Genomic DNA, 24053 nt, shown 5'->3' with positions numbered 1-24053 from the left:
GCATGATCGGCCGCCGCCCCTCTAGCGGGCGGCGGCCGATCGCGTTTAGATGCCTCTTACCTACTCGCTATTGACGCGACGTCTCACGGGGCAGTTCCCCGATGTCGCACGGGGGAGTGACAGGCATGTCCGCAGGAGGTTTCAACAGACTCCCGAACGGGAGCGTGGTGGTGGCACTGACCCTGCCGCGCCCCGGCCCGACGAACACCAAGGTCCGCATACTCGTCCACGCGGCCAACCGCGCCAGGGCCCTGACCAGGCTCCGCAACCTGGGCCTGCGCGCGGTCTATCTGCGCGGCAACGCGGAGCCGCCCACCCTGGACGAGATCACCGCCGTCCTGCACCACCCGGACGGCCTGCTGTGGCGCACCGCCCCGCAGTCCCGCGAGGAGCTCTGGCACCCGATCCGCGCCCTGCTGCGGCCGGCCTGAGAGGTCCGGGAGGCCTGCCGGACAGCGGATCGGACCAGGTGGTCAGACCACCGGCTTGCCGGTCAGGTCCACGCCCGCGGCACGGAGCTCCTCCAGGGCGGCTTCCGTCGTCGGCGCGGCCACCCCGGCCGTCAGATCCAGCAGCACCTGCGTGGTGAAGCCCTCCTGGGCCGCGTCCAAGGCGGTGGCGCGCACGCAGTGGTCGGTGGCGATGCCGACCACGTCGACCTCGGTGACGTGATGGGCGCGCAGCCACTCGGCGAGGGTCGCGCCGTTCTCGTCCGTACCTTCGAAGCCGCTGTACGCCGCGGAGTGCGCGCCCTTGTCGAAGACCGCGGCGATGGCGCCCGACGCGACCGCGGGGGCGAAGTTGGGGTGGAAGCCGACGCCCTCGGTGCCCGCGACGCAGTGCACCGGCCAGGAGTTCACGTAGTCGGGGTTCGGAGAGAAGTGGTCGCCGGGGTCGATGTGGTGGTCACGGGTGGCGACCACGTGGCGGTAACCGGCCTGGGACTCGCCGATCAGCTCGGTGATCGCGGCGGCGACGTCCGCGCCGCCCGCGACCGCGAGGCTGCCGCCCTCGCAGAAGTCGTTCTGCACGTCGACGACGATCAAGGCGCGGTGCATGGCATGCCCTTCAGCGCGGGAGTGGGGTGGGCGGTCGTGCTCCTGAGAGTAGAGACTCAGGCGGCCGTGGGGGAGTGGGCGTGGTGCGGGCGTAGGCGCGATCCGCGCTGCGGCGGGCGGCTCACAGGTACTCGGTGGGGATCACGGGCTCGCCGCGGGAGAGCTGGACCGAGGACATCGGCAGCGCGCCGCGGGCGGCCTTGTGCCGGTCGCGGGCCGCGTCCAGGGGTTCGCGGGCGACGACCTCGCCCGACTTCACGAGTTCCACCTGGAGCTGGTGGCCGGCGAGGTCGGCGGGGACCGGTCCGGTGCCGATGACCTCGGCCTCGGCGATCCCGTACGCGTCCGGGCGGCGGGCCGCCCACTTGCGTCCGCCGCGCGAGGACTTCGCGCCCATGGACTTCTTGGCGACCGGGACCAGCGGCGCCTTCGGGCTGGCCGACTCGGCGCGGGCGACCAGCTTGTAGACCATCGAGCAGGTGGGGTGCCCGCTGCCGGTGACCAGCTGGGTGCCGACGCCGTACGCGTCCACCGGGGCCGCGGCGAGCGAGGCGATGGCGTACTCGTCCAGGTCGGAGGTGACGACGATCTTGGTGCGGGTGGCGCCCAGCTCGTCGAGCTGCTGGCGGACGCGGTGGGCGACCAGCAGCAGGTCGCCCGAGTCGATGCGCACGGCGCCCAGGTCGGGACCGGCGACCTCGACGGCCGTGCGGACCGCCTCGGTCACGTCGTACGTGTCGACCAGGAGGGTGGTGCCGCTGCCGAGCGAGTTCACCTGCGCCTGGAAGGCGTCGCGCTCGTTGTCGTGGAGCAGGGTGAAGGCGTGCGCGGAGGTGCCGACGGTGGGAATGCCGTAGCGGAAGCCCGCCGCCAGGTCCGAGGTCGAGGTGAAGCCGCCGACGTACGCGGCGCGGGCCGAGGCGACCGCGGAGAGCTCGTGGGTGCGGCGGGCGCCCATCTCGATGAGCGGGCGCTCACCGGCCGACGCGGCCATCCGCGAGGCGGCGGCGGCGATCGCCGAGTCGTGGTTGAGGATCGAGAGGATGACGGTCTCCAGCAGCACGCACTCGGCGAAGCTGCCCTCCACCCGCAGGATCGGCGAGCCGGGGAAGTAGACCTCGCCCTCCGGGTAGCCCCAGATGTCGCCGTTGAAGCGGTACGAGGCGAGCCATTCAAGGGTGGGCCCGTCGACGATGTCCTGCTCCTCCAGGAAGGCGAGGACGTCGGCGTCGAAGCGGAAGTTCTCGACGGCGTCCAGGACGCGGCCCGTACCGGCGACGACGCCGTAGCGGCGGCCGGAGGGGAGCCTTCGGGTGAAGGCCTCGAAGACGGAACGCCGGTCGGCGGTGCCGGCGCGCAGCGCTGCCTGGAGCATCGTCAGCTCGTACTGGTCGGTGAAGAGCGCTGTCGAGGGAACATCCACCGGCAGGCCGAGATCCGCTGTGTTCATACGAGGGATGCTACCCCCGATCTCGTCAGAGTGACGAAATGGGGTGCGCCGAACGGGCGGCGGGGGTCGTTTGTGCGCCTGCTCCCCCGCGGTGGCAGCATGGGAAGGGTGAGTGTCGCCCCCGTAGAGATCGAACGCCCCGAGTCGGCCGAGGAGACGTCCGTCGTCCCCGAGCCGGACACCCCCTGGGTGACCCTGGTCCACAACGACCCGGTCAATCTGATGAGTTATGTGTCGTACGTCTTCCAGACGTACTTCGGGTATTCCAAGGAGAAGGCGAACAAGCTGATGCTCGACGTCCACCACAAGGGCCGGGCGGTCGTGTCCGCGGGCAGCCGCGAGGAGATGGAGCGCGACGTGCAGGCCATGCACGGGTACGGACTGTGGGCGACCCTCTCCCAGGACCGGAACTGATGCCGGGCTACTTCGAGGCGGTCCCCGGTGACGGCGCCGCCGTCGCCCTGGACCCCGTCGAGACGTCCATCCTGCGCTCCCTCGCCGTGCAGCTGCTCGAACTGATCGGGCCGGGCGACGAGCCGGTGGAGGGCGAGGACCCGCTCGCCGCGCTCTTCGCCGAGGGGCCGAGCGAGGCCCCCACCGATCCGGCGCTGGCCCGGCTCTTCCCCGAGGCGTACGCCGATCCGCGCAGTGAGCCCGACAAGGAGCAGCGGGCCGCGTCCGCGGAATTCCGGCGCTTCACCGAGAACGACCTGCGCACCCGCAAGCGCGAGGACGCGCTGTCCGTCGTACGGAGCCTGGACGCGCTGACCTCGGCGGCGGACGAGGGTGAGAGCGGCCTCGTGCTCAAGCTGGCGCCCGAGGAGTCCAGGCGCTGGCTCGGCACCCTCAACGACCTGCGCCTCACCATCGCCTCCCGGCTGGAGATCACCGAGGAGGACGAGGGCGACATGCTTCTCCACCTGCCGGACGAGGACCCGCGCAAACCGATGGTGATGGCCTATCTGTGGCTGGGCGGGTTGCAGGAGACCCTGGTCGAGACCCTGATGCCGTGACCCGCGCCGCACGGCGCGTATCACCCCTCGAAACCCCGGCGTTCGCTCATCGGACGCTCAAATCCGAATAACGATCGGGTTACCTCCCCTGTGTGCTTTGCTGCCGCAGGGGAGTTTTGTCTGCTTTTCCCTGTGCAATAGGGCACAAACCATCAGTCGATCAACGCGCCGGGCGTGATAGATCTGCACGACCGCCCACGGACGCCACCCCTGTCCGTGGGGGCGCTGTCGCCGGACGAACCCGGCGATGCACTCCATCCACATCCGGGGGCGGACGCCCCGAGCAAGGATCGTCACAGTCGGTCCGAGCCGCGCACCTTGAGCGATACGGCCGGATCGCATGGAGAAAGGCGCACCACCATGACCTCAGTGCAGGTCGACAACCAAACGGGCGACGGCAGTGAGGCCGAGAACGCGCAGGGCGAGTCCGGCGAGGGCTACCAGCGAGGACTGGGTGCCCGCCAGATCCAGATGATCGCCATCGGTGGCGCCATCGGCACCGGCCTCTTCCTCGGCGCGGGCAAGGGCATCTCCAAGGCGGGCCCCAGCCTGATCCTCGCGTACGCCGTCGCGGGCCTGGTCATCTTCTTCATCATGCGGGCGCTCGGCGAGCTGCTGATGTACCGCCCGGTCTCCGGCTCCTTCTCGGAGTACGCACGGGAGTTCCTCGGCCCGTTCTTCGGATTCGTGACCGGCTGGACCTACTGGCTCTTCTGGGTCGTCACCGGCATCACGGAAGTCACCGCCGCCTCCGAGTACATGCAGTACTGGACGAAGGACGCCACCGGCTGGATCAACCAGCCGCAGTGGGTCTTCGCGCTGATCTTCACGGTCGTCCTCTTCGGCGCCAACCTGATCTCGGTGAAGCTCTTCGGCGAGCTCGAGTTCTGGTTCTCGATGGTCAAGGTGACCGCCATCATCGGCATGATCCTGATCTGCGCCGGCATCCTGACCGTCGGCTTCTCCGACGCCGGTGACACCGCGTCCGTCTCGCTGCTGTGGTCCGAGGGCGGGTTCTTCCCCAAGGGCATCGGCTCGACGCTGATGACGCTCCAGATGGTCATGTTCGCCTTCCTCGCCGTCGAGCTGGTCGGTGTGACCGCGGGCGAGTCCAAGGACCCGAAGACCGTGCTGCCGAAGGCCATCAACACCGTGCCGTGGCGCATCGCCGTCTTCTACGTCGGCGCGCTGATCATGATCCTCTCGGTGGTGCCCTGGACGCACTTCCAGCCCGGCATCTCGCCGTTCGTCGCGGCCTTCGAGAAGATGGGCCTGGGCGTCGGCGCCGCCATCGTCAACTTCGTCGTCCTCACCGCGGCGCTGTCCTCCTGCAACTCCGGCATGTACTCCACCGGCCGGATGCTGCGCGACCTCGCGCTCAACGGACAGGCGCCGAAGTTCTTCACCAAGCTGACGGCACGCGGGCTGCCGCTGGCCGGCACCTCGTTCTCCGCCGCACTCATGCTGGTCGGCGTGTGGATCAACTACCAGTGGCCGGGCGAGGCGTTCAACTACGTCGTCTCCTTCGCGACCATCTCCGGCATGTGGGCCTGGATCATGATCCTCTGCTCGCAGATCCGCTACCGGAAGCTCTCCGACGCGGGCGTGCTCCCGAAGTCCTCGTTCCGGGCCCCGGGCGCGCCCTGGACCAGCTGGTTCGCGCTGGCGTTCATCGCGATGGTGATCGTGCTGATGGGCATCGACAAGGACGCCAGGATCTCGCTGTACTGCGCGCCGGTGTGGGCGCTGCTGCTGGGCGTCTCCTACCTGGTGATGAAGGCCAGGAACCCGGAGAAGTTCGCGGCCAAGAAGTAACACCGTCGGGCGGGTCGTCCGGCGGGTCGTCCAGCAGATCGTCCGGCGGGTCGTCCCGCAGGTAGTCCGCCAGGTCGTCCAGCATTCGGTCCCGCCCGTACCACTCCTCGGTACGGGCGGGGCCTTCTGCATATCCTGGGCCGCATGCTGACCATTTCCCGGACCGTTTACGACCAGATCGTGGCCCATGCGCGCGCCGACCACCCCGACGAGGCGTGCGGCGTGGTGGCGGGGCCGGAGGGGACGGGCCGCCCCGAGCGCTTCGTGCCGATGCTGAACGCGGCGCGCTCGCCCACCTTCTACGAGTTCGACTCGGGCGACCTGCTGAAGCTGTACCGGGAGATGGACGACCGGGACGAGGAACCGGTGATCGTCTACCACTCGCACACGGCCACCGAGGCCTACCCGTCCCGCACGGACGTCACCTACGCCAACGAGCCGGGCGCCCACTACGTCCTGGTGTCGACGGCCGACGCGGACGGCCTCGGTGAGTTCCAGTTCCGGTCCTACCGGATCGTGGACGGCGTGATCACGGAGGAAGAGGTACAGGTGGCCGGCTAGCCGGGGCCGCCGCCGGCAGTGGTGACGTGCCTGGACGTGCCTGGGAGGACGGCCGCTTCCTCCCAGGTGAGAGACTGTGCGCGACCTGGGCGGCAGAACCCAGGAAGCCGGTGTGAATCCGGCACGGTCCCGCCACTGTGACCAGGCCCTCGCAGGCCCGGAAGCCAGGAACTGACCTGCCGCCTCCCATCCGTACGAGGGGACGAGGACATCCCCCGAGGAGGCCCACCGTCATGCCCGCGTTCCGCCGCACGCTCGTCATAGCCGCCGCCGCAGCCACCCTGCTCCCGCTCACCGCCTGCGCGGGCGAGCCGCAGGACACCGGGGCGAGGGACCGGGCGAAGGCCGCCCCCGGCTTCCCGTACACCGTCGAGAACTGCGGCGTGCGGACCACGTACACCAAGCCCCCCGAGCGCGCCCTGGCGATGAACCAGCACGCCACCGAGGTCCTCCTGGAACTCGGCCTGGCGAAGTCCGTCACCGGCACCGCCTACCTCGACGACAAGATCCTCCCGAAGTACGCGGCCGACTACGCGAAGATCCCCGTCGTCGCCAAGGAGTACCCCTCCAAGGAGAAGCTCCTCGCCGCCGACCCCGACTTCGTCTACGGCGGTTACGCCTCCGCCTTCGACCCCAAGCAGGGCACCGGCCGCGCGGACCTCAAGAAGTCCGGCATCGACTCCCGGCTCAACATCGAGTACTGCACCGAGGGCAGCAGCGCCGTCGACGACATCTACCGGGAAGTCACCGAGACCGGCCGCACCTTCGGCGTCGGCGCGCGCGCCGACGCCTGGGTCGCCGGCGCGAAGAAGACGGTCAAGGACACCGCGGCCCGGCTGGCCGGTGTCGAGCCGGTCAGCGTCTTCGCGTACGACAGTGGCGACAAGACCGCCTCCACCGCGGGCGGCAAGGGCATCGCCAACGAGATGATCACCCGGGCCGGCGGCAGGAACGTCATGGCGGACGTCCCGAAGTCCTTCACCGACGCCTCCTGGGAACAGGTCGTCACCCGCAGGCCCGAGGTCATCATGATCATCGACTACGGCGCGACCACCGTCGAGCAGAAGAAGAAGCGGCTGCTCGACGACCCGGCGCTGAAGGACGTGCCCGCGGTGAAGAACAAGAGGTTCGCGGTGCTGCCGCTCTCCGAGCTGGTGGTCGGCGTCCGGGCCCCCGCCGCGATCGAACGCCTCGCCACCCAGCTCCACCCCGAGCTGAAGAAGTAGCCCCGCCGTGAGCTGCCGCACACCGCCCGCCCGCGGGCCGCTCCGCTACACCCTCGTCCTCACCGTCCTCGCCGCCGCACTCGCGGCGGCGACGGTCGCGGGCCTCGCCCTCGGACAGGTCCGCATCCCCGCCTCCCAGGTCCTCGACATCGTCACGGGCGGCGCGGAGCCGAGCCCCTTCCGCACGATCGTCCTGGACGTACGGATGCCGCGCGTCCTGCTCGGCGCGATCGTCGGCGCGGGCCTGGCCGTGGTCGGCACGGTGCTCCAGGCGCTCGTACGCAACCCGCTGGCCGACCCGTACCTGCTCGGCATCTCCTCCGGGGCGTCGGCGGGCGTCGTCCTGGTCATCGTCTTCGGGATCGGCAGCGGGCTGGGCCTCGCGACGACCGTCACCATGCCGGCGGGCGCGTTCGCCGGCTCGCTGCTCGCGCTGGTCCTCGTCTACAGCCTCGCCAGGCGCGGCGGCCGGATGACCGGCACCCGGCTCGTCCTCGCCGGGGTCGCCGTCGCGTACATCCTGTCCGCGCTGACCAGCCTGGTCATGGTCACCTCGGCGAAGCGCGAGCACTTCCAGGAAGCCATGTACTGGACGCTCGGCGGCCTCGGCAGCGCCCGGTGGGACATGCTCCTGCTGCCGGCCGTCGTCCTCGCGGCGGGTACCGCGCTGCTCGTCGCCCTCGCCAGGCCGCTCGACCTGATGCTGGTGGGGGAGGAGGGAGCGACCGTCCTCGGGCTCGACACCTCGCGCTTCCGGGCGGGCGTATTCGTCCTGTCCTCCCTCGTCACCGGCGTCCTGGTCTCCGTCTCCGGGGCGATCGGCTTCATCGGCCTGCTCGTCCCGCACGCCGCCCGGATGCTGGTCGGGGCCTCGCACCGGACACTGCTGCCGGTCGTCGCGCTCGCCGGGGCCGCCTTCCTGGTCCTCGCCGACCTCGGCGCCCGCGTCATCGCCGAACCCCAGGACATCCCGGTCGGCATCCTCACCGCCCTCATCGGCGGCCCCTTCTTCCTGTGGCTGCTGCGCCGCAGACCCGAGGAGGCGCCGTCATGAGCCGACGCCAGGGCGGGGCAGGCCCTCACGCCCGGCCCTTCGTCCCGCCCGCCCCCGCCCGCCCCGCACCGTCCCCGCCCGCCCCGCACCGTCCCCGAGGAGTCCCGGCATGACCACACTGCGGACAGAGGGGCTCTCGTACGGGACCGACGGCCGCCACCTCGTCGACTCCGTCGACATCGAGGCCCGCGCGGGCGAGACCGTCGGTCTCGTCGGCCCCAACGGCAGCGGCAAGACCACCCTCCTGCGCTGCGTCTACGGCACCCTGGCCCCCACCCACGGCCGCGCCCTCCTGGACGGCGAGGACCTGCACACCATGGGTGCCAAGGAGCGCGCCCGGCGCCTGGCCACCGTCCCGCAGGACGGCCAGGCCGTCTTCGAGCTGTCCGTCCGCGAGGTCGTCGCGATGGGCCGCTCCCCGCACAAGAGGTTCTGGGAGGCCGACACCGCGGCCGACGCCGCTCTGGTGCGGGCCGCGCTGGGGCGCGTCGGCATCGACGCCCTCGCCGACCGCCCGTTCCCCTCCCTCTCCGGCGGCGAGCGCCAACGCGCCCTCGTGGCACGCGCGTTGGTCCAGGAGCCCGCCGTTGTCGTCCTGGACGAGCCCACCAACCACCTGGACATCCGCTACCAGCTCGAAGTGCTCTCCCTGGTGCGCGACTTGGGCACCACGAACCTGCTGGCCCTGCACGACCTCAACCTCGCCGCGTACTACTGCGACCGCCTCTACGTCCTCGACGCGGGTCGCATCGTCGCCGAGGGCACCCCCGCGGAGGTCCTCACTCCCGACCTCCTCAAGCGGGTCTACGGGGTGAACGCCGAGGTCAGTGAGCATCCGACGACCGGGGCGCCGACCGTGGTCTACCTCCCCGCGTCCATCTGACGGACGCATTCGTCTTGCCTGCTGAGATCACATACCTGGATCCGGGCCGGGAATCTATACGATGACCGCATGGTTGCCCATGACGTGAGAGAGACGCCGAGCCCCGTCATGCTCGTTGCGCGCCTGCACGTCGACCTGTGCAGGCTCGACAGCGCCATCTGTACGGCCTGACGCGCGTACGTCCGCGCACCAGCAACGCCCCCTCGCGCGGGGGAGGAACTGCCGCGCGCGCCCTTCCCACGCACGTGCCTCCCACGCACGTACTCCCTGACTGGAGCCCACGCCATGGCCATCGAGGTCCGCATCCCCACCATCCTCCGCACCCACACCGACGGCGCGAAGGCCGTCGAGGGCAGCGGCGCCACCATCGCCGACCTCTTCGCCGACCTGGAGACCCGGCACGCGGGCATCCAGGAGCGCATCGTCGAGAAGGACAAGGGCGAACTGCGCCGCTTCGTCAACGTCTACCTCAACGACGAGGACGTCCGCTTCCTCGACGGCATCTCCACCAAGCTCGCCGACGGCGACAGCGTGACGATCCTGCCCGCCGTCGCGGGCGGCTCCCGCTGACATGCGGTACGACTCCCCGCTCTCCGCCGTCGGCAACACCCCGCTCGTCCGGCTGCCGCGCCTCTCGCCCTCCGAGGACGTACGCGTCTGGGCCAAGCTGGAGGACCGCAACCCGACCGGCTCGATCAAGGACCGCCCCGCGCTCCACATGGTCGAACAGGCCGAGAAGGACGGCCGGCTCACCCCCGGCTGCACCATCCTGGAACCCACCAGCGGCAACACCGGCATCTCGCTGGCCATGGCGGCGAAGCTCAAGGGCTACCGCATCGTCTGCGTGATGCCCGAGAACACCTCGCAGGAACGCCGGGACCTGCTCGCCATGTGGGGCGCCGAGATCGTGCCCTCCCCGGCGGCCGGCGGCTCCAACACGGCCGTCCGCGTCGCCAAGGAGCTCGCCGCCCAGCACCCGGACTGGGTGATGCTCTACCAGTACGGCAACCCGGACAACGCCGGCGCGCACTACGCCACCACCGGCCCCGAGGTCCTCGCCGACCTCCCCTCCATCACCCACTTCGTGGCGGGTCTCGGCACCACCGGCACCCTGATGGGCGTCGGCCGCTACCTCCGCGAGCACCGGCCCGGCATCCAGATCGTCGCCGCCGAACCCCGCTACGACGACCTCGTCTACGGTCTGCGCAACCTCGACGAGGGCTTCGTACCCGAGCTGTACGACGCCTCCGTCCTCACCACCCGCTTCTCCGTGGGCTCCGCCGACGCGGTCACCCGGACCCGCGAACTCCTCCAGCAGGAGGGCATCTTCGCGGGCGTCTCCACCGGCGCCGCACTGCACGCGGCGATCGGGGTCGGCAAGAAGGCGGTCAAGGCGGGCGAGAGCGCCGACATCGTCTTCGTCGTCGCCGACGGCGGCTGGAAGTACCTCTCGACGGGCGTCTACACCGCCCCGACGACGGAAGCCGCCATCGAGACACTGCACGGGCAGCTCTGGGCCTGAGCAGCCGCGGTACGACGAGCAGGGGCCCCGGCGACGTCCGCCGGGGCCCCTGCTCGTGCCACGGGCCCGGGGCCCGCAGCCGTACGGCTAGCGCTCCAGGAAGGCGAAGAGGTCCTCCCAGCGGGCGGTGATCTTGTCGGTCGAGAAGCGCTGGATGTTCGCCCGGCCCGCCTCACCCATGCTGTCGCGCAGATCCTTGTCGGTCATCAGCGCGTCCAGCTGCTCGGCGAACAGCGTGGTGTTGCCCGGCTTCACGACGAAACCGTCCACACCGTCGGTGACGATCTCCCGGATGCCCGGCGCCATGTCGAAGGACACACACGGCACCGCCGACGCCATCGCCTCCATGGGCGCCAGCGGAAACCCCTCGTGGCGCGAGGTCAGCGTGAAGACCGAGCTGTCCCGCAGCGCCCCCGGCACATCGTTGGTGCGGCCCATCCACTCCACCGACGACGCGATGCCCAGCTCGGCCGCCAGCTTGTGCAGCTTGCGCTCGTCCTGACCGGCGCCGAAGATCCGCAGCTTCCAGTCCGGATGGCGGCCACAGACCTGCGCCCAGACGTCGAGCAGCAGGTCGATGCCCTTCTCGTGGGACAGCCGGCCGACGCTGACCACCGTCTTCGCCTCGCGCCGCGAGGGCTCCTCGGGGAAGAAGGGCAGCGGGTTGGGCATGAAGCCCACATTGTTCAGGTGCTGGCGGATCCACAGGTCCGCGTCCTCACGCGTGAGGACGAGCAGCCGGTCCACATCCCGGTAGAACTGCTTGACCCGGCGGAACCGCGAGGACTTCCGCGACGCCTCGAAGGACTCGTGGCTCATGCCGATCACGGTCACCCCGGCCGTCTCCGCGAGAGCCACCCACTCCATCGCCCACACCTGCGTGACGATGACGATGCTGCCCGGTCGCGCGGCCCCGAACAGCAGCGACAGCTTCGCGGCCTGCTCCTCCATGCCCGCCTGCCGCGCCGCCTGCTTGCGCTGCTCCGCCACGTTCAGCCGGCCCTTGAGCCCCTTGAGGACGCGGGCGCCCGGCGGGTGCGCGTCGTACAGCGTCGTCGTGCCGTACGGGAGGCCCTCGGGCAGCTCCGCCCGGCGGCCGTCGGGCGCCGGGGTGATGCCTACGACGTGCACGGCGTGACCGCGGTCGCTGAACAGCCGAGCCATGTGGTGGGACCAGCTGGTGACCCCGCCGAGCTCGTCCACGCTGTTGTTGACGAAGAAGATGTCCCTCGGAGTGTTCGTCCGACTGGATATTCGATCGTTCGTGGGAGCGGACAGGAGAGCCATGGGCAAGTCCTCAGCGTGGGGGAACCGCTCGTGGAAGAGCACGGAGATGCGGCCCCGTGCAGAGCGGACATGTCAACGCCAGGCTAACGCGAGGGACGGCGGCCCCGCCTGTTGCCGACCGCCGGGCCCGCGTCCCTGCACGACCCCTCCACGCCTACACCCCTAAACCCTTGACTCCCTGTACTCCCCGCGTCCGGCACTCAGGGGCGCACCGACCGCCAGCGCCTCGGCACCCGCCGGTTCAGCCACCGCGCCGCGGGGTCCTCCACGTACCGGTACACCGCCCAGGACAGCGTCAGCGAGACGACCGCGACCCCGAGCAGGTCGATCAGCACGCTGTTGTCGTCCCCGCCGCGCCCCCACCGCTCGATCAGCAGCCGGTTCACCGAGTGGTGGACGAGATAGAAGGAGTACGACCACACGCCGAGCAGCACCATCGCCCGCGACTGCAGCACCCCGCGGTGCCCCGCCGCCTCCCGCTGCGCGAACGCCACCACGATCAGCACGGCCAGCACCGCCAGCACCGGCCGCACCGCCGCGTCGAGGTACGCCACGACCTCCGGCGCACAGCGCGCCTTGCCCTGGTAGTAGCCGTACGTGCCCAGCGCGAGCAGCACCAGCGGCACGGCAGGCCGCAGCGGCACCCGCCAGCCGCGGCGCAGGGCCAGTGCGAAGGTCAGCCCCAGTACGAACTGCGGGAAGAAGAACACCGGGTGCCGTTGCACCCAGCTCGCCGTCGGCCCGTCGAGCAGCGCGTCGGCGGCCGTGCTCACCACGAACATGCCCGCGAGGCCGAGCCCGCTCAGGACCAGCAGCACCCCCGTCCTGGTCCGCCGCGCCCAGCTGATGACCAGCGGGAACAGCGCGTAGAAGAACAGCTCCGCGCCCAGCGTCCAGGTGGGCCCGTTGCCCGGCAGGTTCGGGGTGACGCCGGGAAACCACGACTGCACCAGGAACAGCGACGCCAGCAGGCTGCTCACGTCGATGTCCTTCTGCGGCAGCACGAAGAACGCGTACACGGCGAGCGGCGCGGCAGCCAGCGTGGCCGGCCAGATGCGCGCCGCGCGCCGCCAGTAGAACGCCCCGAGGTGCTGCCCTGGCCGGTGGCCCCAGGAGAGCAGGAACCCGGACAGCACGAAGAAGAAGGTGACGCCGTGCCCGCCGATCAGCGAGTACGGGAAGATCAGCGGCGCGGTGCCGTAGCCGGAGTGGTTGCCGAGCCCCGTGAAGTGATGGGTGAACACGGCGAACGCGGCGAAGAAGCGCAGGCTGGTGAGACAGTCCAGCCGGTCGGGCAGGGCCGGACGCAGCGGACGCAGGACGGGGCGGGGGAGGAGGGCCGGGCGCGAGCGGGGGACGGGAATCGTGGTCGCAGACACGGAGACAGGCACAGGCATCTCTTCGGCTCTTCGGGAAGGGCCGGCGGCCGCAGTACGACGAACAGACCCAGGTCGAGGTGCCTAACCTGCCAGACCCGAACCCGGTCACGGCCTCCCCCTGTGTTCGGCCCCGCCCGCCTCGGATCCCACGGCGGGCCGCGCCCGGGGGAAGGGGTCGGCGCCAGCACGGGCTCTCGTCCCGCCGTGGGCGGCAGGGAAGGGGCCGGCGCCAGCACGGGCCCTCGTCCCGCCGTGGGCCGAAGGGAGGAGGTCGGCTTCACGCGGCCCCTCGTCCCACCGCGAGCCGTGCCGGAAGGGGGCTGCTTCAGCACGGGCCCTCGCCCCACCGCGGGCCGCACGGAGGGGTTCGTCTCCAGCACCGGCCCACGTCCCGGCGGCGCCGGTCCCCGCCCCCGTCCCCCGACGACCCGTCCTCAGTGGGCGAGGTGGCGGACCTGTTGCCAGATCTCGGGGTCCGCGTCGCCGACCCGGCGGCGGAACTCCCGCACCGGCACGTCCCGCAGCTCGTCCGTCTCCAGGAAGCTCTGGCGCCCCTCGGCGTCGCCGACGGACCCCGGCGGCAGCGCGAGCACGCCGGGGCGGTCCTGGTGCGGCTTGCTCGTGATCTTCGCGACGCGCGCGCTCCCACCCCGTACGGACAGCACCAGACACGGCCGGTCCTTGGACCCAGGCCCGTCCTCGTACGGCACGTCGGCCCACCAGATCTCCCCGGCCTGCGGCGTCCGCTGCGGCCGGCCGGCCGGTTTCCGCCGGGGGCCGGTGGGCCGGCCAGGCGGCCGGGTCCGCCCGCCGGGCCGCTGCCGCCTCGCCCGCTGCCCGCGGCCCCACCCGTCACTGAGGGCGGCGATCAGCGCCAGCACCACCACGCCGACCAGCGCCCACCACCACGAGATGTCCATGCGCCCGACGGTACCGGGCGGGCCGGACCCCGGCACCGCGCGGCCTGCTCACGACCGGCGGCCGGGCCGTGGCGGGCGCGTCCAACACCCCGGCGGGGAAAGTGTGTTCCCGCGGCACGGCCGTCCACGGCACGGCGCGTGCCCGCGCCCCCGCGCGCTCCCCCCGAACCGGTGACAGCACAGGTGAGTTCCCCCACAACGGCACACCACCGAGGAGCGGGCGCTCCCGACGCGACTTACGCTCGATCCATCCGTGCGCTCGCCGCCCGCGCACAGTCCGCCCCTTCCCGAACGGGCTCCCGGACCCCACCACAGCGGAGAGCTCGGGACCCCGCCCCGTACCCCGGCACCCGGCCCCCTCCTCATTCCCACACCCGCACCCGGAGGTTCCCGCTCCATGAAGCTCACCGTCGTCGGCTGCTCGGGCTCGTTCCCCTCCACGGAATCGCCCTGCTCGAGCTACCTCGTAGAGGCCGACGGCTTCCGGCTGCTCCTCGACATGGGCAACGGCGCCCTCGGCGAGCTGCAGCGCCACACCGGTCTGTACGACCTGGACGCGATCTTCCTCAGCCACCTGCACGCCGACCACTGCATCGACATGACGGCGTACTTCGTCACCCGCTACTACCGGCACGACGGCGGCATGGCCCCCTCGATCCCGGTGTACGCGCCCGACGGCGCCCAGGAACGGCTGACCACGGCGCACGGTGCCACCCCGTCCCCGGACTCGATGAGCAAGGTCTTCGACTTCCACACCCTGAAGCCGGGCACCTTCGAGATCGGCCCCTTCACCGTCCGCACGGAGAAGATGCGCCACCCCGTCGAGACGTACGGCATCCGTCTGGAACACGGCGGGCGCGCGCTCACGTACTCCGGGGACACCGGCCCCTGCGAGGCGCTGGACGAGCTCGCGTCGGGCGCCGACCTCTTCCTCTGCGAGGCATCGTTCCTGCACGGCAAGGAGGACATCCCGGACCTGCACCTGAACGGCCGCGAGACGGGCGAGTACGCCCAGAGGGCGGGCGTCGGCCGCCTCGTCCTCACCCACATCCCGCCGTGGACCGACGCCGAACGCAACCTGAGCGACGCCCGCCAGACCTACCGGGGCCCCGCAGAGGTGGCGACCAGGGGCGCGGTGTACGAGGTCTAGCCGTACCGCAGGCCGTACGTATGACAAGGAGGCAGGGCCCCGGAACCGACTGGTTCCGGGGCCCTGCCTCCTACTGCGTACCTCGGGCCGGGCCGACTACTTGGCCTCAGCCTTCTGCAGCTCCGCCAGCTCCTCGTCGGACTCGCGGCCCGGCGTGGGGATGTTGAACTTCGTGATCGCGAAGCGGAAGACGAAGTAGTAGACGACCGCGAAGCAGAGGCCGACCAGGACCAGCATCCACGGCTTGGTCGCGATGCCCAGGTTCAGCAGGAAGTCGATCGCACCGGCCGAGAAGCCGAAGCCGTCCTTCATGCCGAGCGCCCAGGTCAGGGCCATCGAGACACCGGTCAGCACCGCGTGGACGCCGTAGAGCACCGGCGCCAGGAACATGAAGGTGAACTCGATGGGCTCGGTCACACCGGTCACGAAGGCGGTGAGCGCCAGCGAGAACATCATGCCGCCGACGATCTTGCGACGCTCGGGGCGGGCGCAGTGGACGATCGCGAGGCAGGCCGCCGGGAGGGCGAACATCATGATCGGGAAGAAGCCGGTCATGAACTGACCCGCGGTCGGGTCGCCCGCCAGGAAGCGGGAGATGTCGCCGTGCTTGCCCTCGAACTCACCGGCCTGGAACCACGGGAAGGAGTTCAGCAGGTGGTGCATGCCGACCGGGATCAGCGCACGGTTGGCGACACCGAAGATGCCGGCGCCGACCGCGCCCGAGCCGACCAGCCACTCACCGAAGTTGTGCAGACCGGTGCCGAGGACCGGCCAGATGTAGCCGAAGATGACGCCGATGAACAGACCCGCGAAGGCGGAGAGGATCGGGACCAGACGACGGCCGCCGAAGAAGCCGGCCCAGTCGGGCAGCTTCGTACGGTAGAAGCGCTGGTAGAGCAGCGCGACGACGATGCCCATCACGACACCGCCGAGGACACCCGCGTTGACCGGGGCCTCGGCCATGACGATCTTGCCTTCGACGACCGAGGCGACCTTCGGGAGGTTGCCGTCGGTGAAGGTGGCGAGCACCTTCTGGAAGACCAGGTAGCCGGTGACCGCGGCGAGGGCGGTCGAGCCGTCCGACTTCTTGGCGAAGCCGATCGCGATGCCGACGGCGAAGAGGATCGCCATGTTGTCGATGATCGCGCTGCCGCCGGCCGCCATGAACGTGGCGATCTTGTTGATGAACGCCCCGAAGGACTCGCGGCCCAGCATGTCGGGCTGGCCGAGGCGGATCAGCAGCGCGCCCGCCGGCAGCACGGCGACCGGCAGCATCAGGCTGCGGCCGATGCGCTGCATGACAGCCATCACGCCCGCGCCCTTCTTCTTCTTGTCGGCCGCGGGTGCGGCGGCGCTGGCCTTGGACATCTGATCCTCCATGGGGGCAAGGCGCCGCCGGGGACATGGGAAAAGATGGTGACGGCGGCGTCTCCGGGGTTCACGCGGACCGAACCGGTCGGACGCGTGGTCTACACCACTCAGTGGTGTAGACCAGTTGTAACACGGTGAGGGTGAGATAAGGAACCCCCGATTCCGGTGGTCCGGGACACAGCCCCGCACAACAGACAAAGGCCCCCGGACCGCGAGGGTCCGAGGGCCTTGGGGTAGGGGGCGTAAGCCCCGAACCCATTGCCGTATACAGCTACTTGTCGTCCGGGACTACTTCGTGTTCGCCTGCTCGATCTCCTCCTCCAGCTCCTCCGGCTCACGGCCCGGGGTCTGGAGGTTGAACTTGGTGATCGCGAAGCGGAACAGCGCGTAGTACACCGCCGCGAAGCACAGCCCGATGGGGATGATCATCCAGGGCTTGGTCGCGAGCCCCCAGTTGATGACGTAGTCGATCAGACCGGCCGAGAAGCTGAAGCCGTCCTTGACCCCCAGGCCCCACGTCACCGCCATCGACACACCCGTCAGCACCGCGTGGATCGCGTACAGCAGCGGCGCGATGAACAGGAACGAGTACTCCAACGGCTCCGTGATGCCGGTGACGAACGACGTCAGACCCACCGACAGCATCAGACCGCCGACGGCCTTGCGCCGGTGCGGCTTGGCGCAGTGCGTGATGGCGAGCGCCGCGGCCGGCAGCGCGAACATCATGATCGGGAAGAAACCGGTGGTGAACTGGCCCGCCGTCGGGTCGCCTGCCAGGAACCGGTTGATGTCACCGTGCACCACCGAACCGTCCGGCTTGGTGTAGCTGCCGAACTGGAACCAGATCGGCACGTTCAGGAACTGGTGCAGCCCGATCACCAGCAACCCGCGGTTGGCGACGCCGAAGATGCCCGCACCGAGCGCGCCCAGTCCGATCAGCCAGTCACTGAAGCTCTCCAGCGCGTCACCCACCGGCGGCCACACCCACAGGCACAGCGCGGCGAAGACGATCGCCACGAACGACATGATGATCGGCACCAGCCGCCGGCCGTTGAAGAAGCCGAGCCAGTCGACCAGCTTGGTCCGGTGGTACTTCTGCCAGAAGTACGCCGCCAGCAACCCCATCACGATGCCGCCGAACACCCCCGGATTCTGGTACTCGAACGCCGTCACGGCCCCGTCCGCCGCCTGGCACCCCGTCGCCGCGGCCTTGGCGCCGCCCGTGCAGTCCTTCGGGAACTGGTGCAGCACGTTGTAGTACACGAGGAAGCCCGCCACCGCGGCGAGCGCCGTGGACCCGTCCGCCTTCTTGGCCATGCCGATCGCGACACCCACGCAGAACAGCAGCGGAAGCCCGATGTTGGCGTCCAGCAGCGCGCCGCCGGCCCCCATCATCACCTTGGCGACGTTCTCCCAGCCGAGGCCGTCCGCGCCGAACACGTCCGGCTGGCCCAGCCGGTTCAGGATGCCCGCCGCCGGCAGCACCGCGATGGGCAGCTGAAGGCTCCGACCCATCTTCTGCAGGCCCTGGAAGAGGCCGTTCCACCACTTCGGCGACGGCGGAGCCGCGCTCTGCACACTCATGGACGTCCTCCCGGAACAAGCCATCCCTCGCGGATGTTGCACACTGGTGTAGACCAGTCGCGATACGGTCCCGGAAGTGCGTCTGACCACGCACCACCGGTGATCGTCATCTTTCGTCACGGCAGCCCCGTGCGCCCGAGAAGTTGGGCCAAGCGTGGGTTAACGTGACGAAGCGGCCAACGCTGGGCCGACGCGGCGTGATGCAGCGACCTTTGACCACTCAAGGAGAAACACATGGCCACCAAGGCTGAGAAGATCGTCGCCGGGCTCGGCGGGCTCGACAACATCGAAGAGGTCGAGGGCTGCATCACGCGCCTGCGCACCGAGGTCGTCAACGCGGACCTCGTCAACGAGGCCGCGCTGAAGGCCGCCGGCGCCCACGGCGTCGTCCGCATGGGCACCGCCATCCAGGTCGTCATCGGCACCGACGCCGACCCGATCGCCGGCGAGATCGAAGACATGATGTGAGCCACTGAGCTCACCGCCCCACGGCACCCCGAAGGCCCTGTTCCAGCCACATCAACCGGCCGGAACAGGGCCTTCGCGCAATCCGGAACCAGCGGTTCGCAGCCACCGACTAGGCTCCTCACCATGTCTCGAATCGACGGCCGCACCCCCGAACAGCTCCGCCCGGTCACCATCGAACGCGGATGGAGCAAGCACGCCGAGGGCTCCGTCCTCGTCTCCTTCGGCGACACGAAGGTCTTCTGCACCGCCTCCTTCACCGAAGGCGTCCCGCGCTGGCGCAAGGGCAGCGGCGAAGGCTGGGTCACCGGCGAGTACTCGATGCTCCCGCGCGCCACCAACACCCGCGGCGACCGCGAATCCGTCCGCGGCAAGATCGGCGGACGCACCCACGAGATCAGCCGCCTCATCGGCCGCTCGCTGCGCGCAGTCATCGACTACAAGGCCCTCGGCGAGAACACCGTCGTGCTGGACTGCGACGTCCTGCAGGCCGACGGCGGCACCCGCACCGCCGCCATCACCGGCGCCTACGTCGCCCTCGCCGACGCCATCGCCTGGGGCAAGGCCAAGAAGCTCATCAAGCACAACCGCGAACCCCTCACCGGCACGGTCTCCGCCGTCTCCGTCGGCATCGTCGACGGAAAGCCGCTCCTCGACCTCTGCTACGAGGAAGACGTCCGCGCCGACACCGACATGAACGTCGTCTGCACCGGCGACGGCCGCTTCGTCGAGGTCCAGGGCACCGCCGAGGCCGAGCCCTTCGACCGCGCCGAACTCAACGCCCTGCTCGACCTGGCCGCCGGCGGCTGCGCCGACCTCGCGGCCCTCCAGGCCCGCGCCCTGACCGCGGCAACCACGGACGCCCCTGCCGCGTCGTAACGGATACGGGCGTACGGACTGAACCCCGTACGCCCGTCCAGCCGTCGTCGTTCCTCGGGGGAGGACCCGCTCCATGCAGTCGTACGTACGCCGCCGCACCGCCCTGGCCCTCGCGGCCACCGCCCTCGCGCTGCCGCTCGCCGTCGGCTGCGGAGCCCTCGACAAGGCCATGGACTGCGCGAGCACGGCCACCACCATCGCCGCGAGCGTCGACAGGCTCAGCACGGCGATCGCCTCCGCCTCCGAGAACCCGCTCCAGTCCCAGCAGGCGCTGAACGACATCGACCGCGAACTGAAGTCCCTCGGCGACAGGACCGACAACGCGGACCTCGCCAAGGCGGTCACGGACCTGGGCGCCGGCGTGGACAACGTCCGCAAGGCCATCGACTCGGGCGACACCACCCCCGACCTCAAGCCGGTCACCGACGCGGCAGGCGAAATCGGCAAGGTCTGCACGCCGTAACTTGGAGGGCATGACCTCCCGCCTCATCCTCGCCACCCGCAACGCCGGCAAGATCACCGAGCTCCGCACGATCCTCGCCGACGCCGATCTCCCCTACGACCTGATCGGCACGGACGCCTACCCGGAGATCCCCGACGTCAAGGAGACCGGCGTCACCTTCTCGGAGAACGCCCTCCTCAAGGCCCACGCCATGGCCCAGGCGACCGGCCTGCCCGCCGTCGCCGACGACTCCGGCCTCGCGGTGGACGTCCTGCACGGCGCCCCCGGCATCTTCTCCGCCCGCTGGTCCGGCACCCACGGCGAGGACCGGGCCAACCTGGACCTCCTCCTCGCCCAGCTCGCCGACATCGGCCCGGAGCACCGCGCCGCCCACTTCGTCTGCGCGGCGGCCCTCGCCCTCCCGGACGGCACGGAACGCGTCGTCTTCGGCACCATGCCCGGCACCCTGCGCACGGCCCCCGCCGGCACCAACGGCTTCGGCTACGACCCGATCCTCCAGCCGGAGGGGTACGACATCACCTGCGCGGAACTCACCCCGGCGCAGAAGAACGCGATCTCCCACCGCGGCAAGGCATTCAGGGCGCTGGTGCCGGTGCTGCGGGAGGTGTTGGGCTGAAGTCCCGTCGGCAGGTACGCGGAAGGGCCGCCCGTCTCGGACGGGCGGCCCTTCTTGCTGTGTGCGGCCGGGGGGACTCGAACCCCCACGGGTTTTACCCCACTGGGACCTAAACCCAGCGTGACTGCCAATTCCACCACGGCCGCCGACGCGCACCCATCGTAAGGTGCGCGCGCCGCCGGGCGGAGCGCGCGGTCAGAACTTCGGTTCGCGGGCCTGGGCCTCGACCAGTTCTGCGGCCTCTTCCTTTGTCTCGACCGACGGCGGGGAGCCGGCCAGCGGCTTCTGGGCGGTCTCCTTCATGCAGGCGACCGCGATGATGCCGATCAGGGCCGCCGCCATCGAGTAGTACGCCGGCATCAGGTTGTTGCCGGTCCAGGCGATCAGGCCGGTGATCACCAGCGGGGTCGTACCGCCGAAGATCGACGCGGAGAGGTTGTAGCCGACCGAGAGGGAGCCGTAGCGCACCGAGGTCGGGAAGAGGGCCGGGAGGGCGGCCGACATCGTGCCGAGCAGGCAGACCAGCGACAGGCCCAGCATCAGCATGCCGATGATGATCGCGGGGATGCTGCCCTGGCCGATCAGCAGGAACGCCGGCAGGGAGAGGACGAAGAAGCCGACCATGCCCGCCATCAGCAGCGGCTTGCGGCCGAAGCGGTCGCTGAGCTTGCCGACCTGGTTGATGATCAACATCAGGAAGGCCATGACGCCCAGCAGGATGAGCAGGCCGTGGGTCTCCGAGTAGCCGAGCTCGTCCGAGAGATAGGTCGGCATGTACGAGAGCAGCATGTAGTCAGTGACGTTGTACGCGCCGACCAGGCAGATGCAGAGGATCAGGGTCGGCCAGTACGTGCGGAAGATCTTCGCCAGGTCGCCCTTGGTGGTCTTCTCGACGGCGTCCGCGGCCTCGGACGCGCGGGCGTTCTCCGACTCCAGCTTCTGGAAGGCGGGGGTCTCGTCCAGCTTCAGCCGCAGGTAGAGGCCGATCAGGCCCATCGGCGCGGCGACGAGGAAGGGGATGCGCCAGCCCCACTCGCGCATCACGTCGTTGCCGAGGATCGCGGTGAGGGCGGTGACCAGGCCGGCCGCGCCGACGTAACCGGCCAGCGTGCCGAATTCGAGGAAGCTGCCGAAGTAGCCGCGGCGCTTGTCGGGCGCGTACTCGGCGATGAAGGTGGAGGCACCGCCGTACTCGCCGCCGGTGGAGAAGCCCTGGACCATCCGGAAGAAGATCAGCAGGATCGGTGCCCAGATGCCGATGGAGTCCCAGGACGGGATGAGGCCGATGGCGAGGGTGCCGATCGACATCAGGATCATCGTGAGCGCGAGGACCTTCTTGCGGCCGATCTTGTCGCCCATGGGGCCGAAGAACATGCCGCCCAGCGGGCGCACCAGGAAGGCGACGGCGAAGGTCGCGAAGGAGGAGAGGAGCTGCGCGGTGTCGTTCCCGGACGGGAAGAAGACCTGACCGATGGTGACGGCGAGATAACTGTAGATGCCGAAGTCGAACCATTCCATGGCGTTGCCGAGGGAGGCTGCCTTGGTGGCGCGCTTGACCGCTGCCTCGTCCGTGACGGTGATGTCGGAGCGCCGCAGCGGCGGGTTCTTGCGTCGCTTGATGGTGCGGAAGAGGTTCCGGTGACGCTTGACCGCCTCGGGATCCTCAGCTCTCTCGGGGCCGCTGAGCGCCATGGTGCAGATTCCTTTCCTCGGACACGTATCCAAGGGTTACTTCTGCACAATCGCGACGGTTGCAAACGGAAGTCCCAGGGATCTGGGACTTCCGTCACGCAAATCGACGGCCGAACGGCCCAGCCACGGCAGAGCGCGGGCGCGCCGGCGGTGGCGGGCCCCGGGCAGGCCCGGGGCGGGCCGCGCGTGGCTCAGATCTTCAGGTCCTTGATGATCTTCGCGACGTGGCCGGTCGCCTTGACGTTGTAGAAGGCGTGCTCGACCTTGCCCTCCTCGTCGACGACGACCGTGGAGCGGATGACGCCCGTCACCGTTTTGCCGTACAGCTTCTTCTCGCCGAAGGCGCCGTAGGAGGTGAGCACCGACTTGTCGGGGTCGCCGACCAGCGTGACCTTCAGGGACTCCTTCTCGCGGAACTTCGCGAGCTTCTCCGGCTTGTCGGGGGAGACGCCGATGACGTCGTACCCGGCGGCGGCCAGCACGTCCAGGTTGTCGGTGAAGTCGCAGGCCTGCTTGGTGCAGCCGGGGGTCAGGGCGGCCGGGTAGAAGTAGACGATGACCTTGCGGCCCTTGTGGGAGGCGAGGGAGACGTCGTTGCCGTCGGCGTCGGGCAGCGTGAAGAGGGGGGCGGTGTCGCCGGGCGCCAGGCGCTCGCTCATGGGGACTCCCAGGTGAGGGTGGAGGGCGGGTTACGGGTTGAGCGTAATGGGGGTGCCGATGGGTGTACGGGCGCGGGAGCTGACAGACTGCTCACGACGGATTACCGGACCGGACCACGGAGGCGGCGCAGTGTCGGAAGCCAGGACCCCTGCGCAGATCGAGGCGGACATCGTCCGCAGGCGCGACCAGCTCGCGGTGACGCTCGACGAGATCGGCGTGCGGCTGCATCCCAAGACGATCGTGGGCGACGCGAAGGCCAAGGCGAGGTCGGCCGTCGACGAGACCGCGGGGCGTGCCTTCGTCGCGGTCAACCGCAAGGTGACGGACGTGCGCGCACGGTTCGTGGACGCCGAGGGCGCGCCGCGGCTCGACCGGCTGGTGCCGGTGGGCGTGGTCGCCGTGGCGGTCGTGGGGCTGCTCGTCCTGTCCACCCGCCGCCGCAGGGCCTGACGCCCCCCTGTCTCGGCCCGTGCGGGTGGGGGCGGGTAGGTTGCGTGGCGTGAGCGAGAAGACCCGTCCCCGCGACGCCAACGACGACAAGCTGCCCATCCGGATGCTGCACGACCGGGTGCTGGTGAGGTCGGACTCGCCCGAGGGCGAACGCCGTTCGGGCGGCGGCATCCTGATTCCGGCGACGGCGGCCGTCGGCAAGCGGCTGGCCTGGGCCGAGGTGGTCGCGGTCGGCCAGAACGTACGGTCCGTGGTGCCCGGTGACCGGGTGCTGTACGACCCGGAGGACCGCGCCGAGGTCGAGGTGCGCGGCACCGCCTACGTACTGATGCGGGAGCGCGACCTGCACGCGGTCGCCTCCGAGCGGGTGTCCGAGGACTCGACCGGCCTCTATCTGTAGGCCTGCGGCGGGCGGTTGGGTGCGGGTGGGGGGGGGGGGGCCAGGGGGCCCCCCCCCCCCCCCCCCAGTTTTTAACATGGTAGGGCCCCCCCCCCAACCCCCCGGCCCGGGGCGGCCAAAACCACCCCCCCCCGCGTATTACCGGTTTTAGTTTA

Annotated in this window: 27 protein-coding genes, 1 tRNA gene and 1 riboswitch; of the genes, 18 read left to right on the top strand and 10 right to left on the bottom strand. The window is 70.2% G+C overall.

Translation table 11 applies throughout. The features are described from left to right. The first annotated feature begins 125 nt into the window (after positions 1-125). Entirely contained in the window at positions 126-431 is a 306-nt protein-coding gene (locus ACIQM4_RS32520; protein ID WP_401598870.1) for a hypothetical protein, read from the top strand. 42 nt (positions 432-473) lie between these two features. Here ACIQM4_RS32520 and ACIQM4_RS32515 read toward each other — a convergent pair whose 3' ends face one another. After that, the gene (locus ACIQM4_RS32515; protein WP_401598868.1) at positions 474-1058 is read right to left on the bottom strand and encodes an isochorismatase family protein; all 585 of its coding nucleotides are present in this window, start codon (positions 1056-1058) and stop codon (positions 474-476) included. 121 nt (positions 1059-1179) lie between these two features. Beyond that, the gene (locus ACIQM4_RS32510) at positions 1180-2508 is read right to left on the bottom strand and encodes a nicotinate phosphoribosyltransferase (protein ID WP_401598866.1); all 1329 of its coding nucleotides are present in this window, start codon (positions 2506-2508) and stop codon (positions 1180-1182) included. 99 nt (positions 2509-2607) lie between these two features. On the opposite strand from ACIQM4_RS32510, the gene clpS reads away from it, so the two are divergent. The 10 genes from clpS (at position 2608) to ACIQM4_RS32460 (ending at position 10582) form a co-directional block, all read left to right on the top strand. Further along, complete coding sequence (gene clpS / locus ACIQM4_RS32505; protein ID WP_401598864.1) at positions 2608-2922, top strand: ATP-dependent Clp protease adapter ClpS; 315 nt, start codon at positions 2608-2610, stop codon at positions 2920-2922. Next, positions 2922-3521: a DUF2017 domain-containing protein gene (locus ACIQM4_RS32500; RefSeq protein ID WP_401598862.1), complete on the top strand. Its 600-nt coding sequence runs from the start codon at positions 2922-2924 to the stop codon at positions 3519-3521. The genes clpS and ACIQM4_RS32500 overlap by 1 nt, the downstream gene beginning before the upstream one ends. Before the next feature lie 360 nt (positions 3522-3881). Continuing rightward, entirely contained in the window at positions 3882-5336 is a 1455-nt protein-coding gene (locus tag ACIQM4_RS32495) for an amino acid permease (RefSeq protein ID WP_401598860.1), read from the top strand. 144 nt (positions 5337-5480) lie between these two features. Beyond that, positions 5481-5897 (top strand): Mov34/MPN/PAD-1 family protein, encoded by a 417-nt coding sequence (locus ACIQM4_RS32490; protein WP_401598858.1) that lies wholly within the window; start codon positions 5481-5483, stop codon positions 5895-5897. 47 nt (positions 5898-5944) lie between these two features. After that, positions 5945-6092, top strand: a riboswitch (cobalamin riboswitch). Between the two features lie 38 nt (positions 6093-6130). Further along, on the top strand, positions 6131-7123 hold the full coding sequence (locus ACIQM4_RS32485; protein ID WP_401598856.1) for an ABC transporter substrate-binding protein: 993 nt from the start codon (positions 6131-6133) through the stop codon (positions 7121-7123). Between the two features lie 7 nt (positions 7124-7130). Beyond that, positions 7131-8177, top strand: a complete 1047-nt coding sequence (locus ACIQM4_RS32480) for a FecCD family ABC transporter permease (protein ID WP_401598855.1) — start codon at positions 7131-7133, stop codon at positions 8175-8177. Positions 8178-8286: 109 nt separating this feature from the next. Next, a complete protein-coding gene (locus tag ACIQM4_RS32475; RefSeq protein WP_401598854.1) occupies positions 8287-9060 on the top strand; it encodes an ABC transporter ATP-binding protein in 774 nt (257 codons plus the stop codon). 69 nt (positions 9061-9129) lie between these two features. Next, the gene (locus ACIQM4_RS32470; protein ID WP_401598852.1) at positions 9130-9231 is read left to right on the top strand and encodes a putative leader peptide; all 102 of its coding nucleotides are present in this window, start codon (positions 9130-9132) and stop codon (positions 9229-9231) included. Positions 9232-9345: 114 nt separating this feature from the next. Beyond that, the gene (locus ACIQM4_RS32465) at positions 9346-9630 is read left to right on the top strand and encodes a MoaD/ThiS family protein (RefSeq protein ID WP_401598851.1); all 285 of its coding nucleotides are present in this window, start codon (positions 9346-9348) and stop codon (positions 9628-9630) included. A gap of 1 nt (position 9631) precedes the next feature. Continuing rightward, positions 9632-10582: a PLP-dependent cysteine synthase family protein gene (locus ACIQM4_RS32460; RefSeq protein WP_401598849.1), complete on the top strand. Its 951-nt coding sequence runs from the start codon at positions 9632-9634 to the stop codon at positions 10580-10582. 87 nt (positions 10583-10669) lie between these two features. Here ACIQM4_RS32460 and ACIQM4_RS32455 read toward each other — a convergent pair whose 3' ends face one another. The 3 genes from ACIQM4_RS32455 to ACIQM4_RS32445 all read right to left on the bottom strand — a co-directional run bounded on the left by ACIQM4_RS32455 (position 10670) and on the right by ACIQM4_RS32445 (position 14168). Then, positions 10670-11869: a glycosyltransferase gene (locus ACIQM4_RS32455; protein WP_401598847.1), complete on the bottom strand. Its 1200-nt coding sequence runs from the start codon at positions 11867-11869 to the stop codon at positions 10670-10672. A 200-nt stretch (positions 11870-12069) separates the two neighbouring features. Further along, positions 12070-13248 (bottom strand): acyltransferase family protein, encoded by a 1179-nt coding sequence (locus tag ACIQM4_RS32450; protein ID WP_401598845.1) that lies wholly within the window; start codon positions 13246-13248, stop codon positions 12070-12072. A 434-nt stretch (positions 13249-13682) separates the two neighbouring features. Next, positions 13683-14168, bottom strand: a complete 486-nt coding sequence (locus tag ACIQM4_RS32445) for a type II toxin-antitoxin system PemK/MazF family toxin (RefSeq protein ID WP_401598843.1) — start codon at positions 14166-14168, stop codon at positions 13683-13685. A 397-nt stretch (positions 14169-14565) separates the two neighbouring features. Between ACIQM4_RS32445 and ACIQM4_RS32440 the strand changes: the two genes are divergently transcribed. Beyond that, a complete protein-coding gene (locus ACIQM4_RS32440) occupies positions 14566-15318 on the top strand; it encodes an MBL fold metallo-hydrolase (RefSeq protein WP_401598841.1) in 753 nt (250 codons plus the stop codon). Positions 15319-15414: 96 nt separating this feature from the next. On the opposite strand, the gene ACIQM4_RS32435 is transcribed toward ACIQM4_RS32440, so the two are convergent. Both ACIQM4_RS32435 and ACIQM4_RS32430 read right to left on the bottom strand, forming a co-directional pair. Then, positions 15415-16686 carry a PTS transporter subunit EIIC gene (locus ACIQM4_RS32435; RefSeq protein ID WP_401598839.1) on the bottom strand — a complete coding sequence of 424 codons (1272 nt, stop codon included), beginning with the start codon at positions 16684-16686 and terminating at the stop codon, positions 15415-15417. A 291-nt stretch (positions 16687-16977) separates the two neighbouring features. After that, a complete protein-coding gene (locus tag ACIQM4_RS32430) occupies positions 16978-18273 on the bottom strand; it encodes a PTS transporter subunit EIIC (protein WP_401598837.1) in 1296 nt (431 codons plus the stop codon). 234 nt (positions 18274-18507) lie between these two features. Here ACIQM4_RS32430 and ACIQM4_RS32425 point away from each other — a divergent pair, with 234 nt between their 5' ends. The 4 genes from ACIQM4_RS32425 (at position 18508) to rdgB (ending at position 20696) form a co-directional block, all read left to right on the top strand. Then, the gene (locus tag ACIQM4_RS32425) at positions 18508-18741 is read left to right on the top strand and encodes a glucose PTS transporter subunit EIIB (protein ID WP_401598835.1); all 234 of its coding nucleotides are present in this window, start codon (positions 18508-18510) and stop codon (positions 18739-18741) included. 123 nt (positions 18742-18864) lie between these two features. Continuing rightward, positions 18865-19617: a ribonuclease PH gene (gene rph, locus ACIQM4_RS32420; RefSeq protein ID WP_401598834.1), complete on the top strand. Its 753-nt coding sequence runs from the start codon at positions 18865-18867 to the stop codon at positions 19615-19617. Positions 19618-19690: 73 nt separating this feature from the next. Continuing rightward, positions 19691-20080 (top strand): hypothetical protein, encoded by a 390-nt coding sequence (locus ACIQM4_RS32415; RefSeq protein WP_401598832.1) that lies wholly within the window; start codon positions 19691-19693, stop codon positions 20078-20080. 10 nt (positions 20081-20090) lie between these two features. Next, the gene (gene rdgB, locus ACIQM4_RS32410) at positions 20091-20696 is read left to right on the top strand and encodes an RdgB/HAM1 family non-canonical purine NTP pyrophosphatase (RefSeq protein ID WP_401598831.1); all 606 of its coding nucleotides are present in this window, start codon (positions 20091-20093) and stop codon (positions 20694-20696) included. A 62-nt stretch (positions 20697-20758) separates the two neighbouring features. On the opposite strand, the gene ACIQM4_RS32405 is transcribed toward rdgB, so the two are convergent. The 3 genes from ACIQM4_RS32405 to bcp form a co-directional block, all read right to left on the bottom strand. Continuing rightward, positions 20759-20842: transfer RNA gene (locus tag ACIQM4_RS32405), tRNA-Leu, on the bottom strand. Between the two features lie 49 nt (positions 20843-20891). Further along, positions 20892-22388, bottom strand: coding sequence for a glycine betaine/L-proline transporter ProP (gene proP / locus ACIQM4_RS32400; RefSeq protein WP_401598829.1), 1497 nt, complete (start codon positions 22386-22388; stop codon positions 20892-20894). Positions 22389-22579: 191 nt separating this feature from the next. Continuing rightward, positions 22580-23047, bottom strand: a complete 468-nt coding sequence (bcp, locus tag ACIQM4_RS32395) for a thioredoxin-dependent thiol peroxidase (protein ID WP_401598827.1) — start codon at positions 23045-23047, stop codon at positions 22580-22582. A gap of 130 nt (positions 23048-23177) precedes the next feature. Here bcp and ACIQM4_RS32390 point away from each other — a divergent pair, with 130 nt between their 5' ends. Further along, positions 23178-23498: a DUF3618 domain-containing protein gene (locus ACIQM4_RS32390; RefSeq protein WP_401598825.1), complete on the top strand. Its 321-nt coding sequence runs from the start codon at positions 23178-23180 to the stop codon at positions 23496-23498. 103 nt (positions 23499-23601) lie between these two features. After that, positions 23602-23898, top strand: coding sequence for a GroES family chaperonin (locus tag ACIQM4_RS32385; protein ID WP_401598995.1), 297 nt, complete (start codon positions 23602-23604; stop codon positions 23896-23898). Positions 23899-24053 lie beyond the last annotated feature (155 nt).

Source organism: Streptomyces sp. NPDC091272 (assembly GCF_044757485.1).
Lineage (GTDB): Bacteria > Actinomycetota > Actinomycetes > Streptomycetales > Streptomycetaceae > Streptomyces.
Note: the sequence above shows the minus strand (reverse complement) of the source record. Positions and strands in the feature narration are given on the sequence as shown.